At 66.9% G+C, this 14,671-nt stretch carries 14 protein-coding genes; 4 read left to right on the top strand and 10 right to left on the bottom strand.

Translation table 11 applies throughout. From position 1 onward, the window contains the following. The first annotated feature begins 5 nt into the window (after positions 1–5). Positions 6–806 (top strand): SDR family NAD(P)-dependent oxidoreductase, encoded by an 801-nt coding sequence (locus ACAG25_RS02800; protein WP_370486738.1) that lies wholly within the window; start codon positions 6–8, stop codon positions 804–806. Here ACAG25_RS02800 and ACAG25_RS02795 read toward each other — a convergent pair. Continuing rightward, complete coding sequence (locus ACAG25_RS02795) at positions 803–1,873, bottom strand: NAD-dependent epimerase/dehydratase family protein (RefSeq protein WP_370486737.1); 1,071 nt, start codon at positions 1,871–1,873, stop codon at positions 803–805. The genes ACAG25_RS02800 and ACAG25_RS02795 overlap by 4 nt on opposite strands. Positions 1,874–1,932: 59 nt before the next feature. On the opposite strand from ACAG25_RS02795, the gene ACAG25_RS02790 reads away from it, so the two are divergent. Next, positions 1,933–2,730 (top strand): lysophospholipid acyltransferase family protein, encoded by a 798-nt coding sequence (locus tag ACAG25_RS02790; RefSeq protein ID WP_370486736.1) that lies wholly within the window; start codon positions 1,933–1,935, stop codon positions 2,728–2,730. A 61-nt stretch (positions 2,731–2,791) separates the two neighbouring features. Then, the gene (gene fadD12, locus ACAG25_RS02785; RefSeq protein WP_370486862.1) at positions 2,792–4,336 is read left to right on the top strand and encodes an acyl-CoA ligase FadD12; all 1,545 of its coding nucleotides are present in this window, start codon (positions 2,792–2,794) and stop codon (positions 4,334–4,336) included. On the opposite strand, the gene ACAG25_RS02780 is transcribed toward fadD12, so the two are convergent. From ACAG25_RS02780 to ACAG25_RS02760, 5 genes are all read right to left on the bottom strand, one after another. Then, positions 4,333–5,772, bottom strand: a complete 1,440-nt coding sequence (locus ACAG25_RS02780) for a wax ester/triacylglycerol synthase family O-acyltransferase (RefSeq protein ID WP_370486735.1) — start codon at positions 5,770–5,772, stop codon at positions 4,333–4,335. The genes fadD12 and ACAG25_RS02780 overlap by 4 nt on opposite strands. 55 nt (positions 5,773–5,827) lie before the next feature. After that, positions 5,828–6,916, bottom strand: coding sequence for a phosphotransferase (locus ACAG25_RS02775; RefSeq protein WP_370486734.1), 1,089 nt, complete (start codon positions 6,914–6,916; stop codon positions 5,828–5,830). Between the two features lie 7 nt (positions 6,917–6,923). Continuing rightward, positions 6,924–7,760 (bottom strand): mycofactocin-coupled SDR family oxidoreductase, encoded by an 837-nt coding sequence (locus ACAG25_RS02770; protein ID WP_370486733.1) that lies wholly within the window; start codon positions 7,758–7,760, stop codon positions 6,924–6,926. Positions 7,761–7,806: 46 nt separating this feature from the next. Beyond that, positions 7,807–8,931 carry a cytochrome P450 gene (locus tag ACAG25_RS02765; RefSeq protein ID WP_370486861.1) on the bottom strand — a complete coding sequence of 375 codons (1,125 nt, stop codon included), beginning with the start codon at positions 8,929–8,931 and terminating at the stop codon, positions 7,807–7,809. A 307-nt stretch (positions 8,932–9,238) separates the two neighbouring features. Then, a complete protein-coding gene (locus tag ACAG25_RS02760; protein WP_370486732.1) occupies positions 9,239–9,961 on the bottom strand; it encodes a TetR/AcrR family transcriptional regulator in 723 nt (240 codons plus the stop codon). 189 nt (positions 9,962–10,150) lie between these two features. Between ACAG25_RS02760 and ACAG25_RS02755 the strand changes: the two genes are divergently transcribed. Then, positions 10,151–10,933, top strand: coding sequence for an enoyl-CoA hydratase (locus ACAG25_RS02755; RefSeq protein ID WP_370486731.1), 783 nt, complete (start codon positions 10,151–10,153; stop codon positions 10,931–10,933). Positions 10,934–11,092: 159 nt separating this feature from the next. On the opposite strand, the gene ACAG25_RS02750 is transcribed toward ACAG25_RS02755, so the two are convergent. Genes ACAG25_RS02750 through ACAG25_RS02735 form a run of 4 tightly spaced genes read right to left on the bottom strand, consistent with a single transcriptional unit; the run spans position 11,093 to position 14,670 of the window. Beyond that, on the bottom strand, positions 11,093–11,896 hold the full coding sequence (locus ACAG25_RS02750; protein ID WP_370486730.1) for an acyl-CoA dehydrogenase family protein: 804 nt from the start codon (positions 11,894–11,896) through the stop codon (positions 11,093–11,095). Positions 11,897–11,898: 2 nt separating this feature from the next. Continuing rightward, positions 11,899–13,026, bottom strand: coding sequence for an acyl-CoA dehydrogenase family protein (locus tag ACAG25_RS02745; protein ID WP_370486729.1), 1,128 nt, complete (start codon positions 13,024–13,026; stop codon positions 11,899–11,901). Continuing rightward, positions 13,023–13,454, bottom strand: a complete 432-nt coding sequence (locus ACAG25_RS02740; protein WP_370486728.1) for a nuclear transport factor 2 family protein — start codon at positions 13,452–13,454, stop codon at positions 13,023–13,025. Before ACAG25_RS02740 ends, ACAG25_RS02745 begins: the two co-directional genes overlap by 4 nt. Continuing rightward, positions 13,438–14,670 (bottom strand): amidohydrolase family protein, encoded by a 1,233-nt coding sequence (locus ACAG25_RS02735; protein WP_370486860.1) that lies wholly within the window; start codon positions 14,668–14,670, stop codon positions 13,438–13,440. Before ACAG25_RS02735 ends, ACAG25_RS02740 begins: the two co-directional genes overlap by 17 nt. Between the last annotated feature and the right edge of the window lies 1 nt (position 14,671).

Raw genomic sequence — 14,671 nt, 5'->3', positions numbered from 1 at the left:
CGGTCATGGCCATCGCTGCGTCCGACATCATGCTGACCGGTCGCGTCGCCGTCGTGACCGGGGGAGGTGCGGGCATCGGGCGCGGGATCGCCGAGGGCTTCGCGGCCTTCGGTGCGTCGGTTGCGGTCTGGGAGCGGGACCCCGACACGTGTGCCGCCGTTGCCGACGCGATCGGCGGCCTCGCCGTGGTCGTCGACGTGCGTGACAGTGCCGCCGTCGACGCCGCGCTGCAACGCACCGAGCAGGAGCTCGGCACGGTCTCGATCCTGGTCAACAACGCCGGCGGTACTTTCCGCTCGGGCCTGCTGGACACCACGGAGAACGGTTGGGACGCGCTGTACCGCAGCAACCTTCGTCATGTCCTGCTGTGCACCCAGCGGATCGCGCGGCGGCTGGTGGCCGTCGGGTCCCCGGGCAGCATCATCAACGTCACCTCGATCGAGGGAGTCCGTGCGGCCCCCGGGTACGCGGCCTACGCCGCCGCCAAGGCCGGGGTCATCAACTACACCAAGACCGCGTCGTTCGAACTGGCCCCACACGGGATCCGGGTCAATGCGCTCGCACCGGATCTGACCATGACCGAGGGGTTGGCCGCGATGTCCGGCGGCAGCGCCCCGGTCGGTGCCGCCATCCCACTGGGGCGCGCCGGACACGTCGACGAAATCGCCGCAGCTGCGGTATTTCTCGCCTCGGACATGGCCGGCTACATCACCGGGCAGACGTTGCACGTCGACGGTGGTACGGAAGCGGCCGGCGGGTGGTACCCGCACCCCCGCACCGGGGTGCCGACGCTGGGGCCGGGCTAGGAATCCGGGGACGGATCGCCGAGGCCGCGCCGGATGGCGCCCCACGGGTCGGCGTAGCGACCGGGTTGATTCCAGTAGGCGCCACGGCGCTTCAGGACCGCCCGGATCAGCGGAGAGAGCAGCGGCAGCACGTGGCGGGAGGGTCCGGCGTTGCGCCTCGCCTCGGCGAGCATGTCCTGCCACGAATGATGCTGGAACTGCAAGGCTTCCTGAGCGCGCGTGGTGTCCATCCAGTCGGTGACGAACCAGGCGTCGTCATCGTCGGGGTCGCCCTTGCGGCCGGGGGCCAGCCCTCCTTTGAGGCCGCGGGTGGCAGCAAGCGCAGGCGTGATCTCGCCGTAGGACAGCTTGTGCGAGTCGTCGCCGGCGATGAGGAGGATCTCGCGCGCCACATCGGCGGTGGTCGCGGCGGCAAAGGCCCACGCGACGTCACGGACGTCGACGCTGTGCACCCGGTTGTCGGTCGGCAACAGACTCTCGAAGTACAACGCGTCGGCACTGAACGGGATCGCCTTCGGGTCCACGCTCAGGACCCCGCCGAGGCGCAGGACCACCCATTCCAGTGACGACGCCCGCACGATCGACTCCGCCTCGGCTTTGTGCGCGCTGTACAGATCGGAGTGCTTCATCGGCATGTCGGCGGTGACCGGTCCGGTGGCCTTGTACGGGTTGCGTGCGCCGTACACGGCGTTGCTGGATGCCTGGATGAACCGCGGGGGTGTGGGTTGCGCCTCGGCGATCCGGACCAGCGTCGCGGTGGCGTCGATGTTCACGCGCCGGGCCAGCGCACGATTCTTGTAGATCGCCGGCGGGATGATGGCCGCGAGGTGGATGATCACCGCGGGCGCCACCTCGCCGATGAGGCGGGCGGTCTGCTCGGCGTTGGTTAGATCCGCCCACCGAACGGTTACTCCCGACGGGAGATGCTCGGCGGCCGACCGGTTGGCGGGCGTTTCGAGATCGGCCACCACGACGGTGCGACCGAGCTCGGCCAGCCTGCGAACGGTTGCCGAACCGACCAGGCCGAAGCCTCCGGTGACGAGCACAGTCCCGGATGTACTCGACATCGAAGCCTCCTGCCTGCGGATATGACATTCTCTTATTAGCAGAGTATCATATCCGCACCATGCCCGACGAACCCGCCGAGACGGCGAAGTGGGACCCCGGCTTCACCCGACAGATCACCAACTGGGTGGGGCCGCTCATCAAGCGCTACTTCCGCGCCGAGGTGCGCGACATCGACAAGATGCCCGAAGCCGGGGGAGCGCTGGTGGTGTCCAACCATTCCGGCGGCATGCTCACTCCCGACGTGCTCGTGTTCGCCCCGGAGTTCTACGGCACGTTCGGCTTCGACCGGCCGCTCTACACGCTCGGGCACTACGGCATCTTCATGGGACCGCTCGGGGACCTGCTCCGCAAGGCAGGGGTCATCGAGGCCAGCCGCGAGAACGCGGCCAAGGCGCTGCGCGACGGGGCCGTGGTGCTGGTGTTCCCGGGCGGCGACTACGACTCGTACCGGCCGACGCTGACCGCCAACAAGGTCGACTTCGCCGGCCGTACCGGCTACGTCCGTACCGCGATCGAGGCGGACGTGCCGATCGTGCCGGTGGTGTCGATCGGCGCGCAGGAGACCCAGATTTTCCTCGCGCGCGGCGACTCGCTGGCCCGCAAGCTGGGACTCACCAAGGCGCGAGTGGAGATCCTGCCCGTGAGCCTCGGCTTCCCGTTCGGCTTCTCGGTGATCTTCCCGCCCAACGTGCCGCTGCCGGCCAAGATCGTCACCCGGGTGCTCGAGCCGATCGACGTGCGGGCACAATTCGGCGACGATCCCGACATCGACGAAGTGGACCAGTACGTGCGCTCCGTCATGCAGACTGCTCTCGACGAGTTGGCGCGTCAGCGCCGATTCCCGATTCTGGGGTGAGGGTGTGGCCGACCAACTGGGACTGATCAATACGTTGTGGCAGGCGCGGCTGATCGCGCCGATGCGACCGGACCGGTACCTGCGGATGGGGCTGGCCGTGCGGCGTGCCGGGCTCACCGCGACCGTGGGCTTCGCCACCGCCGCGCAACGCTGCCCGGACAAGCCCGGACTCATCGACGAGCGCGGCACGCTGACCTGGAAGCAGCTCGATGACCGGTGCGACGCCCTCGGCGCAGCCCTGCAGCAGTGGCAGCCGAAGACCGTCGCCGTGATGTGCCGCAACCACCGCGGCTTCGTCGAGGCGTTGGTCGGCGCGAACCGTATCGGCGCGGACGTGCTGCTGCTCAACACCTCCTTCGCCGGGCCGGCCATGGCCGAGGTGATTCAACGCGAGGGCGCCGATGTCGTCATCTACGACCAGGAATTCACCGAGACCGTCGACCGCGCGCTGCGCGACGCGCCGGCGGCCCGCCGCGTGCTGGGATGGGTCGACAACCCGGACTCGACGGCGACCACCACCGACGCGTTGATCGATGCCCACCTGGGCCGCCGGCCGCAGCCGAGCGAGCGTAAGAGCGACATCATCCTGCTCACCTCGGGCACCACCGGAACACCCAAGGGCGCCAAGCGCTCTGCGGGCAGCGGCGGTGCGGGCGATCTCAAGGCCGTGCTGGACCGCACCCCGTGGCGCGCGGAGGAGCCGATCGTCATCGCCGCGCCGATGTTCCACGCCTGGGGGTTCTCCCAGTTGCTGTTCGCCGCGCTGCTCGCGTGCCCGATCGTGACCCGGCGCAAGTTCGATCCCGAGGCGACGCTCGAACTCGTCGACCGACACCGCGCCACGGGCCTGGCGGTCGTCCCCGTGATGTTCGACCGCATCATGGACCTGCCCGACGAGGTCCGGAACCGCTACAGCGGCAAGTCGTTACGGTTCGCGACCGCGTCCGGCTCCCGGATGCGACCCGATGTCGTCATCTCCTTCATGGACCAGTTCGGCGACGTCATCTACAACAACTACAACGCCACCGAAGCCGGCATGATCGCCACCGCAACGCCACAGGACCTGCGGGCCGCACCCGACACCGCCGGCCGGCCGGCCGACGGGACCGAGATCCGCATCCTCGACGACGACCGGCGTGAGGTCCCCACAGGGGAGGTGGGCCAGATCTTCGTCAAGAGCTCGACGTTGTTCGACGGCTACACCTCGGGTTCCACCAAGGACTTCCACGAGGGATTCATGGCCTCCGGGGACATGGGTTACCTCGACGACTCCGGTCGCCTGTTCGTGGTGGGCCGTGACGACGAGATGATCGTCTCCGGCGGGGAGAACGTGTACCCGATCGAGGTGGAGAACACCCTGATCGCCCACCCTGCAGTCGCCGAGGCGACCGTGCTCGGAGTCGACGACGAACAGTACGGCCAACGCTTGGCGGCGTTCGTGGTGTTGAACGAATCCGGTGCATCACCGTCGGTCGACGACCTCAAGCAGCACGTGAAGGACAACCTCGCGAATTACAAAGTGCCGCGCGACATCACGATCCTGAAGGAATTGCCGCGGGGGAGTACGGGCAAGATCCTGCGTAACGAACTTCGTGACCTGAACTAATCGCCGCCGCAGGAGGCGGGCGCCATGGCGCTGAGCACCGGCGCCGACCGGGGTAGCCCGCACGCTGCGCGGAGCTCGTCGAACGCGTGCACCATCGCATCGGTCGCCTCGTGCGGATCGGTGAAGGTGCAGTCGTCGGAGAGCACCGCGATGTCGAGCTGGTCGACATAGCTCCACACCGTCATGTTGAACGCGCTGCCCGCGGAAAGTACCCCGACGGAATAGATTTCGCTGACCGGGGCGCCGCCGATATGGCCGCGCTGGCGCGGCCCGGGCACATTCGAGATCGCCACGTTCATCAGCCGGTTGTGGTCGGCGCGCTTGGACTGGGCGCGGAAGAGCGCCGGCGCCAACGGCGGCGGCAGGTATTCGAGATAGCGGGCTTGCAGCGTCGGCCCGAGCAGATCGTAGTTCTCCTTGGCGCGCGTGGTCGCCTCGGCGGTCAGCGTGACCCGCTGCAGCGGATCGTCGACGTGGACCGGCACCGAGACCATCAGGCCGCCGAGCTCGTTGCCGGTGATGCGGTCGGTCGACTTGTCGATACTGATCGGGACCGTGGCCAACAGCGGGCGGTCGGCGCGGCCGTCATAACGCAGCAGCAGCTCCCGCAGGCCGCCCGCCGACATCGCGAGAACGACGTCGTTGAACGTCACGCCCAAATGCTTGGCCGTCTCCTTCACCTCGGCCAACGGCAACGTTGCGGTCGCAAACGTACGTATCGGCGACACGACGTGGTTGAGGAACGTCGGTGGCGCGTTGAACGGTTTGGCCATGTCGGGGTTGGCGCGCCGCTGCCGGGCCCGTTGCCGCAGGCGCCGCACCCCCCGCGCGGTGTCGCGCAGTAGCCCCGGCAGCTCGGCGATGTTCTTGACGTGGTCGAGTTGTGCTTCCTTGAGCAACTGCCCCCTGGCGGGAGGGTCACATGACTGGGGCGGCCCGTCACGTTCGTCCTGTCCGCCGCCGGCGAGGTCCATCAACCGGGCCAGCAGGTTGGCCGAGGCGACCCCGTCGGCGAGGGTGTGGTGCACCTTACCGACCAGAGCGAACCGATCGTCGGCCATCCCTTCGGCGAAATAGAACTCCCACAACGGTTTGGTGCGGTCCAGCGGGGTGCTCGCGATCTGTCCGATGACTGTGTCGAGCTCGCGGCGACCGCCCGGCGCCGGGACCTGGACGCGACGCAGATGGTAGTCGAGGTCGACCGGGCAGTCGGGCAACCACATCGGATGGTGCAGCCGCCACGGGATGTCCACGAGCCGATAGCGCAGCGGGTCGAGCAGATGCAGACGACGCTCGATGGTCCGGCGGAAGGTGTCGAAGCCGAACTCTCCGTCGAACTCGGAGGCATCGATGACCGCGACCTTCAACGTATGCGTGTGCAGATTGGGCGTCTCGCTGTACAACAGCATCGCGTCCATGCCGTTGAGTCGCTTCATGGGCACAATCGAACCACCCGCTCGCCATGATCAGTGGGTTTCGGGTTGAATCGGTTCAGCCGGCGATCGCCGTCAGAGCTTTCGGTGTCTCCAGGTCGACGAACGCCGCCGCGTACCGCTGGGCCAGGGCCAGACAGATGTCGGCGCTCTGCCAGGCATCACCGCCCGACAGGGTGGCCATCCAGATCGCCAGCCCGTGGGCCACCGAGGCGCGGTAGCGCAGCCAGACGTCCTCGCGACCGGGCCGCTCCGAGCCCGGAAGTTCGAGCGCGTCGTGGTAGGCGTCGATCAGGTCCTGTTCGCTGCGGCGACGGTCTTCGATGGTCAGGGCTCCCTGCAGGAAGTAGCCCAGGTCCAACGAGTAGTTGCCGCGCCGGACCATCTGCCAGTCCAGGAAACCGACCGTCTCGCCCGACGGTGAATCGTCGGGCGCGACGAAGGTGTTGCCGATGTGCGGGTCGCCGTGCAACAGCGTGGCCGGCGAGGTGGTGAGCGTGCCGATGTAGCGGGCCCAGATGTCGACGAACAGCTCGGTCCCGTTCAGTGCCAGCACTTCGGGAGCGACCGTGTCACCGAGCCGCTCCCGGGCGATGTCCAGCGGTGCGTATTCCAGTCCCTCGAACGCGACGAACGGCTCCACCCAGGACAGCGCCGGGTTGCCGGTGAGCCTTTCGCCCCAGTACCGGCTGTGCAACCGGGCCAGACCGCGCACCCCTGCTGCGGCCTGGTCGACCGTCAGCGGGCGGGTGGAATCGCGCGGATCGGCGCCGCGGCCGACCACGTCCTCCATGATCATCAGGAAGTCGCGGCGCTCTTCGTCGATGATCGCCACATACACCGCGGGGTGATCCAGCGGCAGTACCACGCCCGAGGCGAACAGCCTCGGTTCGTGGTACAGCCCGCTGGTCAGCGCGACCAGATCCGCATGCTCGGGGTCGACAGCCTTGGCGAAGACCGTCGCCGGACCCTCGCCCGCCGAATAGCTCAGCGCCAGACGGGCGCGTCGGTTGGTGCCGTCGTCACGCAGCACGACCTCGACCCCGCTGACGTCTGCACCCGGAAAGTGCTGGGCCAGAGCAGAAGTCATCCACTCCGGGCTGATCGTGTCCCAGTCCTGCGGGATGGACAACTCTGGTGCGGCCACCGTGGCGCTACTTCAGGCAGCTGCCGCCGTCGACGGGCAACGGAACACCGGTGATGAACCGCGCCTCGTCGGAAGCCAGGAACAGCACCGCGTTGGCGATGTCCTCGGGCTCCACCCACCCGATGGGCAGGGTGTGCATGAGCTGGCCGACGACCTTCATGTCGTCCGGGCCCGGGTTCTCCAGGTCGGGACGGAACAGCTTCATCGTCGGCTCGTTCATGAACAACGGGGTGTTCACATTGGTCGGGTGCACGGAGTTCACCCGGACGTTCTGGGCGCCGAGTTCGACGGCGAAGGTGCGCATCAGGCCCACGACGCCGTGCTTGGCCGCGACGTAGTGTCCGGTGTGCGGGTAGGCCTTCAGACCGCCGACCGAGCTGGTGAGGATGATCGATCCGCCGCGCCCGCCCGCGAGGATGTGTGGCACACCGGCTTTGACGGTCTTCCAGACGCCGGACAGGTTGACCCCGATCATGTCGTCCCAGTCGGGCTCCCCGGTCTCGTGCAGCAACTGGCCGCCGTTGCCGATGCCGGCGTTGGCGACGATGATGTCGAGTCGGCCGAACTCCTCGACACCGGCGTCCACCGCTGCCTTGAGGGCGTCGAAGTCGCGCACGTCGACCTCGGCGGTGTGGATCCGGCCGCCGGCGTTCTTGACCAGATCTGCGGTCTCGGCAAGATCCTCGGGGTTGCTCAGCGGGATCAGGACGCTGTCGATCTGCCTGCAGATGTCGACGGCGATGATGTCGGCGCCCTCCTCGGCCAGCCGGACGGCGTGTGCCCGTCCCTGACCGCGCGCCGCGCCGGTGATGAACGCGACCTTGCCTTCTACACGTCCTGCCATGTGCTCACAGATCCTTCTGTTGTAGGGGATTGGGGTTCTTCGAAGATCAAGAGATGAAGGTGGGCATGGCTTCCCAGCCACGCACCGCGGTGGTCTGCGACGGCCGGGCATTGGCCCAGTCGACGTCCCATTCGGGGAAACGTTTGAGGATCTCCTCGAGGGCGATACGACCCTCCAGCCGGGCCAGCGCGTTACCCATGCAGAAGTGGGTACCTGCGCCGAACGTCATGTGCGACTTCTGTTCCCGGTGGATGTCGAAGACATCGCCGTCGGGGGCGAAGCGGCGGTGGTCGCGGTTGGCGGCTCCCATCAACAACAGCATGGCGCTGCCCGCGGGAACCTTCTGCCCGTAGTACTCGGTGTCGCGGGCGACATAGCGGGCCACCTGCAGTGCCGGCGGCTCCCAGCGCAGGATCTCCTCGATCGCCTGAGGGATGAGGCTGGGGTCTGCCGCCAGAGCGCGCCGCTGATCGGGGTATTCGGCGAGCGTCTTGCCCGCCCAGCCGATCAGCCGGGTCGTGGTCTCCGATCCCGCCGTCGCCACGACGGTGAGATACATCAGCAGCTCTTCGCGGGTGAGTCTGCGCAATGTGCCGGTCTCGTCGGTGAATTCGGCGTTCAGCAGGTCGGTCATGATGTCGTCGGACGGGTGCTCGGTCCGGTACTCGATGAACTCGGCGAACACCTCTCCGGTGGCCATCGCGTCCACGTTGTCCTTCTGCAGTGTCGCCTCACCGTGTTCGGTGACGCGGCGCTGATGCTCCTCGGGGATGCCGAGCAGCATGCCGATCACCCGCATCGGCATCTGCTCACCGAGGTCGTTGACGAAGTCGAACTTACCGGTGCCCACCAGGGGATCAAGACAGCGTGCGGTGAACTCGCGGATCTGCGGCTCGAGCGCGAGCACCTTGCGGGGCGTGAACATCCGGGAGAGCAGATTGCGGTGGATGTTGTGGATCGGCGGATCCTCGAAAATCAAAGTGCCGGGCGGGATCTCCATCCCGGACTTGATGATCTCCAGTAGCGCGCCGCGGCCGGAGATGAACGTCTCGTGGTCGATCAGGGCCTTGTTGACGTCGTCGAAGCGGCTCAGCGCGTAGAAGTCGTGCTTCTCGTTGTAGTAGAGCGGGGCCTCCTCGCGAATGCGCGCGAACACCGCGTAAGGGTTCATGTTGAGTTCGACGCTGTAGGGGTCGTAGTACAGGTCGTCCGATGCGTCGGAGTTCCGTACGTCGGAGTTCTCAGCGCTGATTGTCACGGTGTCCCTCTCGCCGGACCGGTGCTCGATTAGACAGGAGTCGTAAGACAGCCGACGGCCATCTGTCTCACACACTGTGGCATCACTTACACAACAGTGTCAATGGTGGAATCAATCACGACCATCGATGTTCTCCGGAAAGAAGAACGGCACTCTCATACAGCTGGAGGTAGCCACCACGACGACGGAGCGTCGCCCCGGCACACCGGCGATCGCCGGACTACGGCGCGGCGAATCCGTGCGAACAGAAGTCCCAGACCTCGTCTGCGGTGATGGGGTTGGCGGTGCCGTCACCGGCATCACCGCTGGACTGGGCCACGAACATGACCGTCTGCATGGTCATCGCGGCCATGCGCTTGGGATTGATGCCCTCGCGCAGTTTGCCCGCCGCGCTGGCCTCCTCCATCAGTTCCGTCAGCAGGGCGATCAGCGGCGCGTGCGCGATCTTGACTTCGGAGGGGTGGGAAACCAGCAGACGCGGCGCGAAATCGGTGAACAGCGGCCGTCGGGCGGCCGGGTCCGGACGGGACGTCTCGAAGAGCAGTTGGATCGCGATCTTGAGTCGCTCCAACGGGTCTTCCTGGCCAGTGGTGGCGGCGCGGATCTGATCGGCCGAGCGACTCAGGGCGTCCTCGAACAGGGCCAGCAGGAGCTCGTGTTTGCCGTCGAACTGCAGATAGAAGCTACGAAGTGACTGTCGCGACCGGTCCACGACCTCTTGCACGGTGAAGTCGGTGCTGCCCTTCTCGATGATGATGGCCTGCGCGGCGTCGAGAAATCGCTGCACCCGCTGGGCGGCGCGGAGCTTGGCGGTCTTGATGGACCGCTCGACAGCGCGCTGCTTCCATGCCGGCTCTTCGCTCGGCGTGGTCACCGGCGGCCCATCGGCTGCAGACCGGTTGGGAAGAACATGAACTGACTGTACCGGAGAACGCCTTGCCATTGCGGTCCTCGACCCCCTCTCGGCCTACGTGTCAGAGATTGTAACTTCCTCATCACGAGAATAGTATTCTCATATTGGAGATAAGAGAAGGTTCTTCTCAGGTTCTTCGCTGTCGCGCCATTTCCGATCGACGCGACGCCCGTTCTCCATGGCCGCGCCGGCCATAGCCGAAACCCGAGGATGCACCGCATGTACATCGACTACGAGGTCGCCGACAAGATCGCCACGATCACGCTGAACCGGCCGGAGGCCGCCAACGCGCAGAACCCCGAGCTGCTCGACGAACTCGACGCGGCGTGGCAGCGTGCCGCCGAGGATCCCGAGGTCGCGGTGATCGTGCTGCGAGCCAATGGAAAGCACTTCTCCGCCGGCCACGATCTCCGCGGCGGCGGACCTGTTCCGGACAAGATCACGCTGGAGTTCATCATCCAGCACGAGGCCAAGCGCTACTTGGAGTACACGCTGCGGTGGCGCAACGTGCCCAAGCCGTCGATCGCCGCCGTGCAGGGCCGATGCATCTCCGGGGGTCTGCTGCTGTGCTGGCCCTGCGATCTGATCATCGCCGCCGACGACGCGCAGTTCTCCGACCCCGTCGTCCTCATGGGTATCGGCGGTGTCGAATACCACGGTCACACCTGGGAGCTCGGCCCGCGCAAGGCCAAGGAGATCCTGTTCACCGGTCGGGCGATGACGGCCGAGGAGGTGTACAGCACCGGGATGGTCAACAAGGTGGTTCCGCGTGCCGAACTCGACTCCGAGACGCGGGCCCTGGCCGAGCAGATCGCGAAGATGCCGCCGTTTGCGTTGCGTCAGGCCAAGCGTGCGGTCAACCAGACGCTCGACGTGCAGGGCTTCTACGCGGCCATCCAGTCGGTCTTCGACGTTCACCAGACCGGCCACGGCAACGCGTTGAGCGTCGGTGGCTGGCCGGTGCTGGTCAATCTCGACGAGATGAAGGCCAACATCAAGTAACCCCGCGTCTCACCCCGTTTCGGCGAGCGCGCGTGTTTGTCCGGCGGCGCGCCGGGCAGAGTCGGCATTTTGCGCGCGCTCGTCGGGCGTGACCGAACGAAAAAGCGCGCGCTGTCTCGGTGTGTCACCGGACAGACGCGCGCTTTCGCGGGAGGAGAGTCAGAGATATGCCAGGCGGGGGACCGAGCCGCGGGCGCGGAGGCCGGCGCCCGCCTTGCGCGTCAATTCCTTTGAGCTGCCCAACAATCCATCGAGCACCATGGCTCGCTTGATGTGCACGTGCAGGTCGTGCTCGGCGGTGAAGCCCACGCCGGCCAGGACCTGCTGGCAGTGACGCGCGGCGGTCTGCGCGGCCTTACCGGCCGCGGCCTTGGCCAGCATGGCGGTCAGGTCGGCGCTTTCGGTGCCGGGCAGACCCAGCGTCGCCTCGGCGCCCTCGATGGCCACCAGGGTCTCGGCCAACCGATGACGCACCGCCTGGAAACCCGCGATCGGGCGACCGAACTGCACGCGATCCAGGGCGTGCTGCCGGGCCAGGTTCAGCATGGCGCGCGCCGAACCCACCAGCCACCAACCCACGGCGCGCCGGGCCTCACCCATGCGCATCAATTCGCCGTCGGGCACCCGCTTCAGCGGCAACCCGCCGAGCGTGGCGGAGTCCTCGCTCGGTGTGCGTTCCCACACCACCCAGCCGCCGCCGGTGTAGGGCATCGGGGGGGTACCCCCGGGCTGGGCGCCGATGGTCTCGAGCATCACGTCGTTGAGAATCGAAGCGTAGGAGCCGGTCTCGCCGAGCAACCGGAAGACCAGCGGGATCGCCAGATCGGGCATGTCGGAGAGCATCTCGGCCCAACCCAGTTCAGCCAGCGCCGCATCGAGTTCGGGGCCCGAGGCCGACAGCATCGTCTTGCGCAGTGTGTCCTCGAGCATGCCGAGCGACTGGGCGTCCATGTCCTGGTCCATGGTCACTCCTTCCCGAGATCGAGTAGCCGGCGGGCGATGATGTTGCGCTGTACCTCCGCGGTGCCGCCGTAGATGGTGGCGGCGCGCGAATACAGGAACTCGGTGCGCCAGTCGGAGTCTTCGAGTTCGATGACACTGGGCAGCAGATCGCGCACGGTGTCGTAGAACTGTTGCTCGGCTCCGGCGAGCAGCACCTTGTCGATCGAGGTGTCCGCGCCCAGTCGCTGACCTTCGGCCAGTCGGTGCTGGGTGGCCCGCGAGCGGCAGCGCAGCGTGTGCAGCGCCAGGTACACCTCGCCCAGGTCGGAATCCGACCCGGTGCCCAGGCCCTTGACGATGCCGATCAACTCGTCGAACCGGGAATACAGGTACGCGATGCGCTGCCAGAAGCAGCTGGAGCGTTCGTACGGCAGCAGGTCCATCGCGAGTTGCCAACCGTCACCGGGCTTTCCGAGCATCCGATCGGCTTCGACGACGACGTCGTCGAAGTAGACCTCACAGAACTCGTCGACACCGTGCATGGTCTGCAGCGGCCGCACCGTGATCCCCGGGCTGTCCATGTCGATGAAGAACGCGGTGATCGCCTGGTGATTGGGGGTCTCGGCGTCACCGGTGCGGGTGAGCAGGATGCAGCGCTGGGAGAACTGCGCGAAGCTCGTCCACACCTTCTGGCCGTTGATGACGTAGCGGCGGCCATCGGGATCGAGGGTGGCGCGCGTCGTCAACGACGCCAGGTCGCTGCCCGATCCCGGCTCGGAAAAGCCCTGACACCACAGCTCTTCGCCGCTGAGCAGCCGGGGCACCATCTCGGCGGCCAGACCGTCGGGCGCATAGTCGATCATGGTCGGGGTCAGCACCTCGAGCATCGAATACGGTCCCGGCTCGGCGAGCCGCCGGCCCACCACCTCCTCGCCGACGACCGCGCGCAGAATGTCCGGACCACCGAGTCCGCCGGCCTTCTCCGGCCAGCCGTAGCGATTCCAACCGGCGTCATGCAGTGCCCGCTGCACGCGGAGGAACTGCTTGATGTGGTCGTCGAGCGAGTGCGCACCCTCCGGCGGGGTCAGGTCGTTCTCGTCGAGCCATGCCCGCAGCTGGGTTCGGAACTCCGCGGTGTCGGTGGAGATCATCCCGCCTCCGGCCGACCGATGGCGTGCGGGCGTCCGGAGTCGTGCTCACCGCTGCGCCGGATGAACGTCATGGCACGGGTTTTCAGGCGCCAGCCGTCATCGGTGCGGACGTAGGTGTCGTTGTAGTAGCCGATGCGCATGTCGTGCTTGGAATGCTCGATGAAGCACAGCGGTTGGGTGCCGGTCGCCTTGTCCGGGTCGTCGGCGTCGAGCGTCACCAGCGAGGTGCCGGTCATGAACAGACCCTTGGGTGCGGCGTCGACCAACTCGGGGAAGCGGTTGAGCGTGTAGGTCGAGCCGAACGCGCTGTAGGTCCCGTCCGGGGTGAACACCGAGACCAGTCCGTCGATGTCACCCTGGGTGATGGTGACTGCGTACTTCGCCAGGAGCTGCTGGATCTCGACGAGATCCTCAGTTCGGTTGCTCATGTCGGTAGACCTTACCGCCCTTCATTACAAAGTTGACATTGCGTGTAACGCCGATGTCCTCCAGCGGATTGCCGGGGACCGCGATGACGTCCGCGAGATAGCCCTCGGCCAAACGGCCCAGGGAGTCCGACTTGTTGATCAGGTCGGCCGCCACGACGGTCGCCGCGCGCAACACGGCGGCCGGCGGCATACCCCAGTCCACCAGCGTGACCAGCTCGTCGGCGTTCTTGCCGTGCGGGATCGCCGGGGCGTCGGTGCCGACGGCGATCTTCACGCCCGCCTCGTAGGCGGCCTTGATCGACGTCCGCGCTTTCGGGAACATCTCGGCGGCCTTGGCCTGCAGTTCCGGCGGAGCCTTCGAGACGTCCATGTACTCGGCCAGCCGACGGGTGCTCACCAGGAACCGATCGTTGTCGACCAGCATCTGGATGGCTTCGTCGTCCATCAGGAATCCGTGCTCGATGCAGTCGATCCCGCAGTCGACGGCGTGCTTGACGGCCTCGGCGCCGTGGGTGTGTGCGGCCACCCGCAGACCCCGGCGATGCGCCTCGTCGACGATCACGCGTAGTTCGTCGTCCGAATAGTGTTGTGCGCCGGCCTCTCCGGTCAGCGACATCACGCCGCCCGAACAGCACACCTTGATCAGCTGAGCGCCGTGCTTGATCTGGTAGCGCACCGCCTTGCGGATTTCGTCGACACCGTTGGCGATGCCCTCCTCGATGGTCAGCTCGAGCACGCCGGGCATGAACGCGGCGAACATCGTCGGGTCGAGATGACCGCCCGTCGGGGTGATGGCGTGACCCGCGGGGATCACCCGCGGACCCTCGATCCAACCGGCGTCGATGGCCTTGCCCAGCGCGACGTCGAGCAGGAATCCGCCTGTCTTGACGAACAATCCGAGGTTACGGACGGTGGTGAACCCGGCCCGTAGTGTGCGGCGGGCGTTGCCGACCGCGCGTAGCACCCGGGTCGGCGGATCGTCCTGGACCTGGGAGAGCCCGGGATTCTCCCCGCGCCCACCCATGAGGAGGTTGACCTCCATGTCCATCAGGCCGGGCAGCAGGAATGAGTCACCCAGATCGATGACCTGATCGTCGGGGCCGGGTTGCGCCGCCTCCCCGATTCCAACGATGCGATCACCGTCGATACGGACGACACCGGGGAGGATCTCCCCGGTGTCGACGTCGACGAGACCCGCGGCTTTGAGGGTCAGGATG

It is taken from the genome of Mycobacterium sp. pV006, from assembly GCF_041287115.1.
Lineage (GTDB): Bacteria > Actinomycetota > Actinomycetes > Mycobacteriales > Mycobacteriaceae > Mycobacterium.
Note: the sequence above shows the minus strand (reverse complement) of the source record. Positions and strands in the feature narration are given on the sequence as shown.

Excerpts from the sequence above, each read along its gene's own strand:
- ACAG25_RS02745 (WP_370486729.1), bottom strand. The coding sequence starts at position 13,026 with ATGATCTCCACCGACACCGCGGAGTTCCGAACCCAGCTGCGGGCATGG.
- ACAG25_RS02780 (WP_370486735.1), bottom strand. The coding sequence starts at position 5,772 with ATGAAGCGACTCAACGGCATGGACGCGATGCTGTTGTACAGCGAGACG.
- fadD12 (WP_370486862.1), top strand. The coding sequence starts at position 2,792 with ATGCGACCGGACCGGTACCTGCGGATGGGGCTGGCCGTGCGGCGTGCC.
- ACAG25_RS02740 (WP_370486728.1), bottom strand. The coding sequence starts at position 13,454 with ATGAGCAACCGAACTGAGGATCTCGTCGAGATCCAGCAGCTCCTGGCG.
- ACAG25_RS02795 (WP_370486737.1), bottom strand. The coding sequence starts at position 1,873 with ATGTCGAGTACATCCGGGACTGTGCTCGTCACCGGAGGCTTCGGCCTG.
- ACAG25_RS02760 (WP_370486732.1), bottom strand. The coding sequence starts at position 9,961 with ATGGCAAGGCGTTCTCCGGTACAGTCAGTTCATGTTCTTCCCAACCGG.
- ACAG25_RS02755 (WP_370486731.1), top strand. The coding sequence starts at position 10,151 with ATGTACATCGACTACGAGGTCGCCGACAAGATCGCCACGATCACGCTG.
- ACAG25_RS02765 (WP_370486861.1), bottom strand. The coding sequence starts at position 8,931 with ATGAACCCTTACGCGGTGTTCGCGCGCATTCGCGAGGAGGCCCCGCTC.
- ACAG25_RS02750 (WP_370486730.1), bottom strand. The coding sequence starts at position 11,896 with ATGGACCAGGACATGGACGCCCAGTCGCTCGGCATGCTCGAGGACACA.
- ACAG25_RS02800 (WP_370486738.1), top strand. The coding sequence starts at position 6 with ATGGCCATCGCTGCGTCCGACATCATGCTGACCGGTCGCGTCGCCGTC.
- ACAG25_RS02790 (WP_370486736.1), top strand. The coding sequence starts at position 1,933 with ATGCCCGACGAACCCGCCGAGACGGCGAAGTGGGACCCCGGCTTCACC.
- ACAG25_RS02770 (WP_370486733.1), bottom strand. The coding sequence starts at position 7,760 with ATGGCAGGACGTGTAGAAGGCAAGGTCGCGTTCATCACCGGCGCGGCG.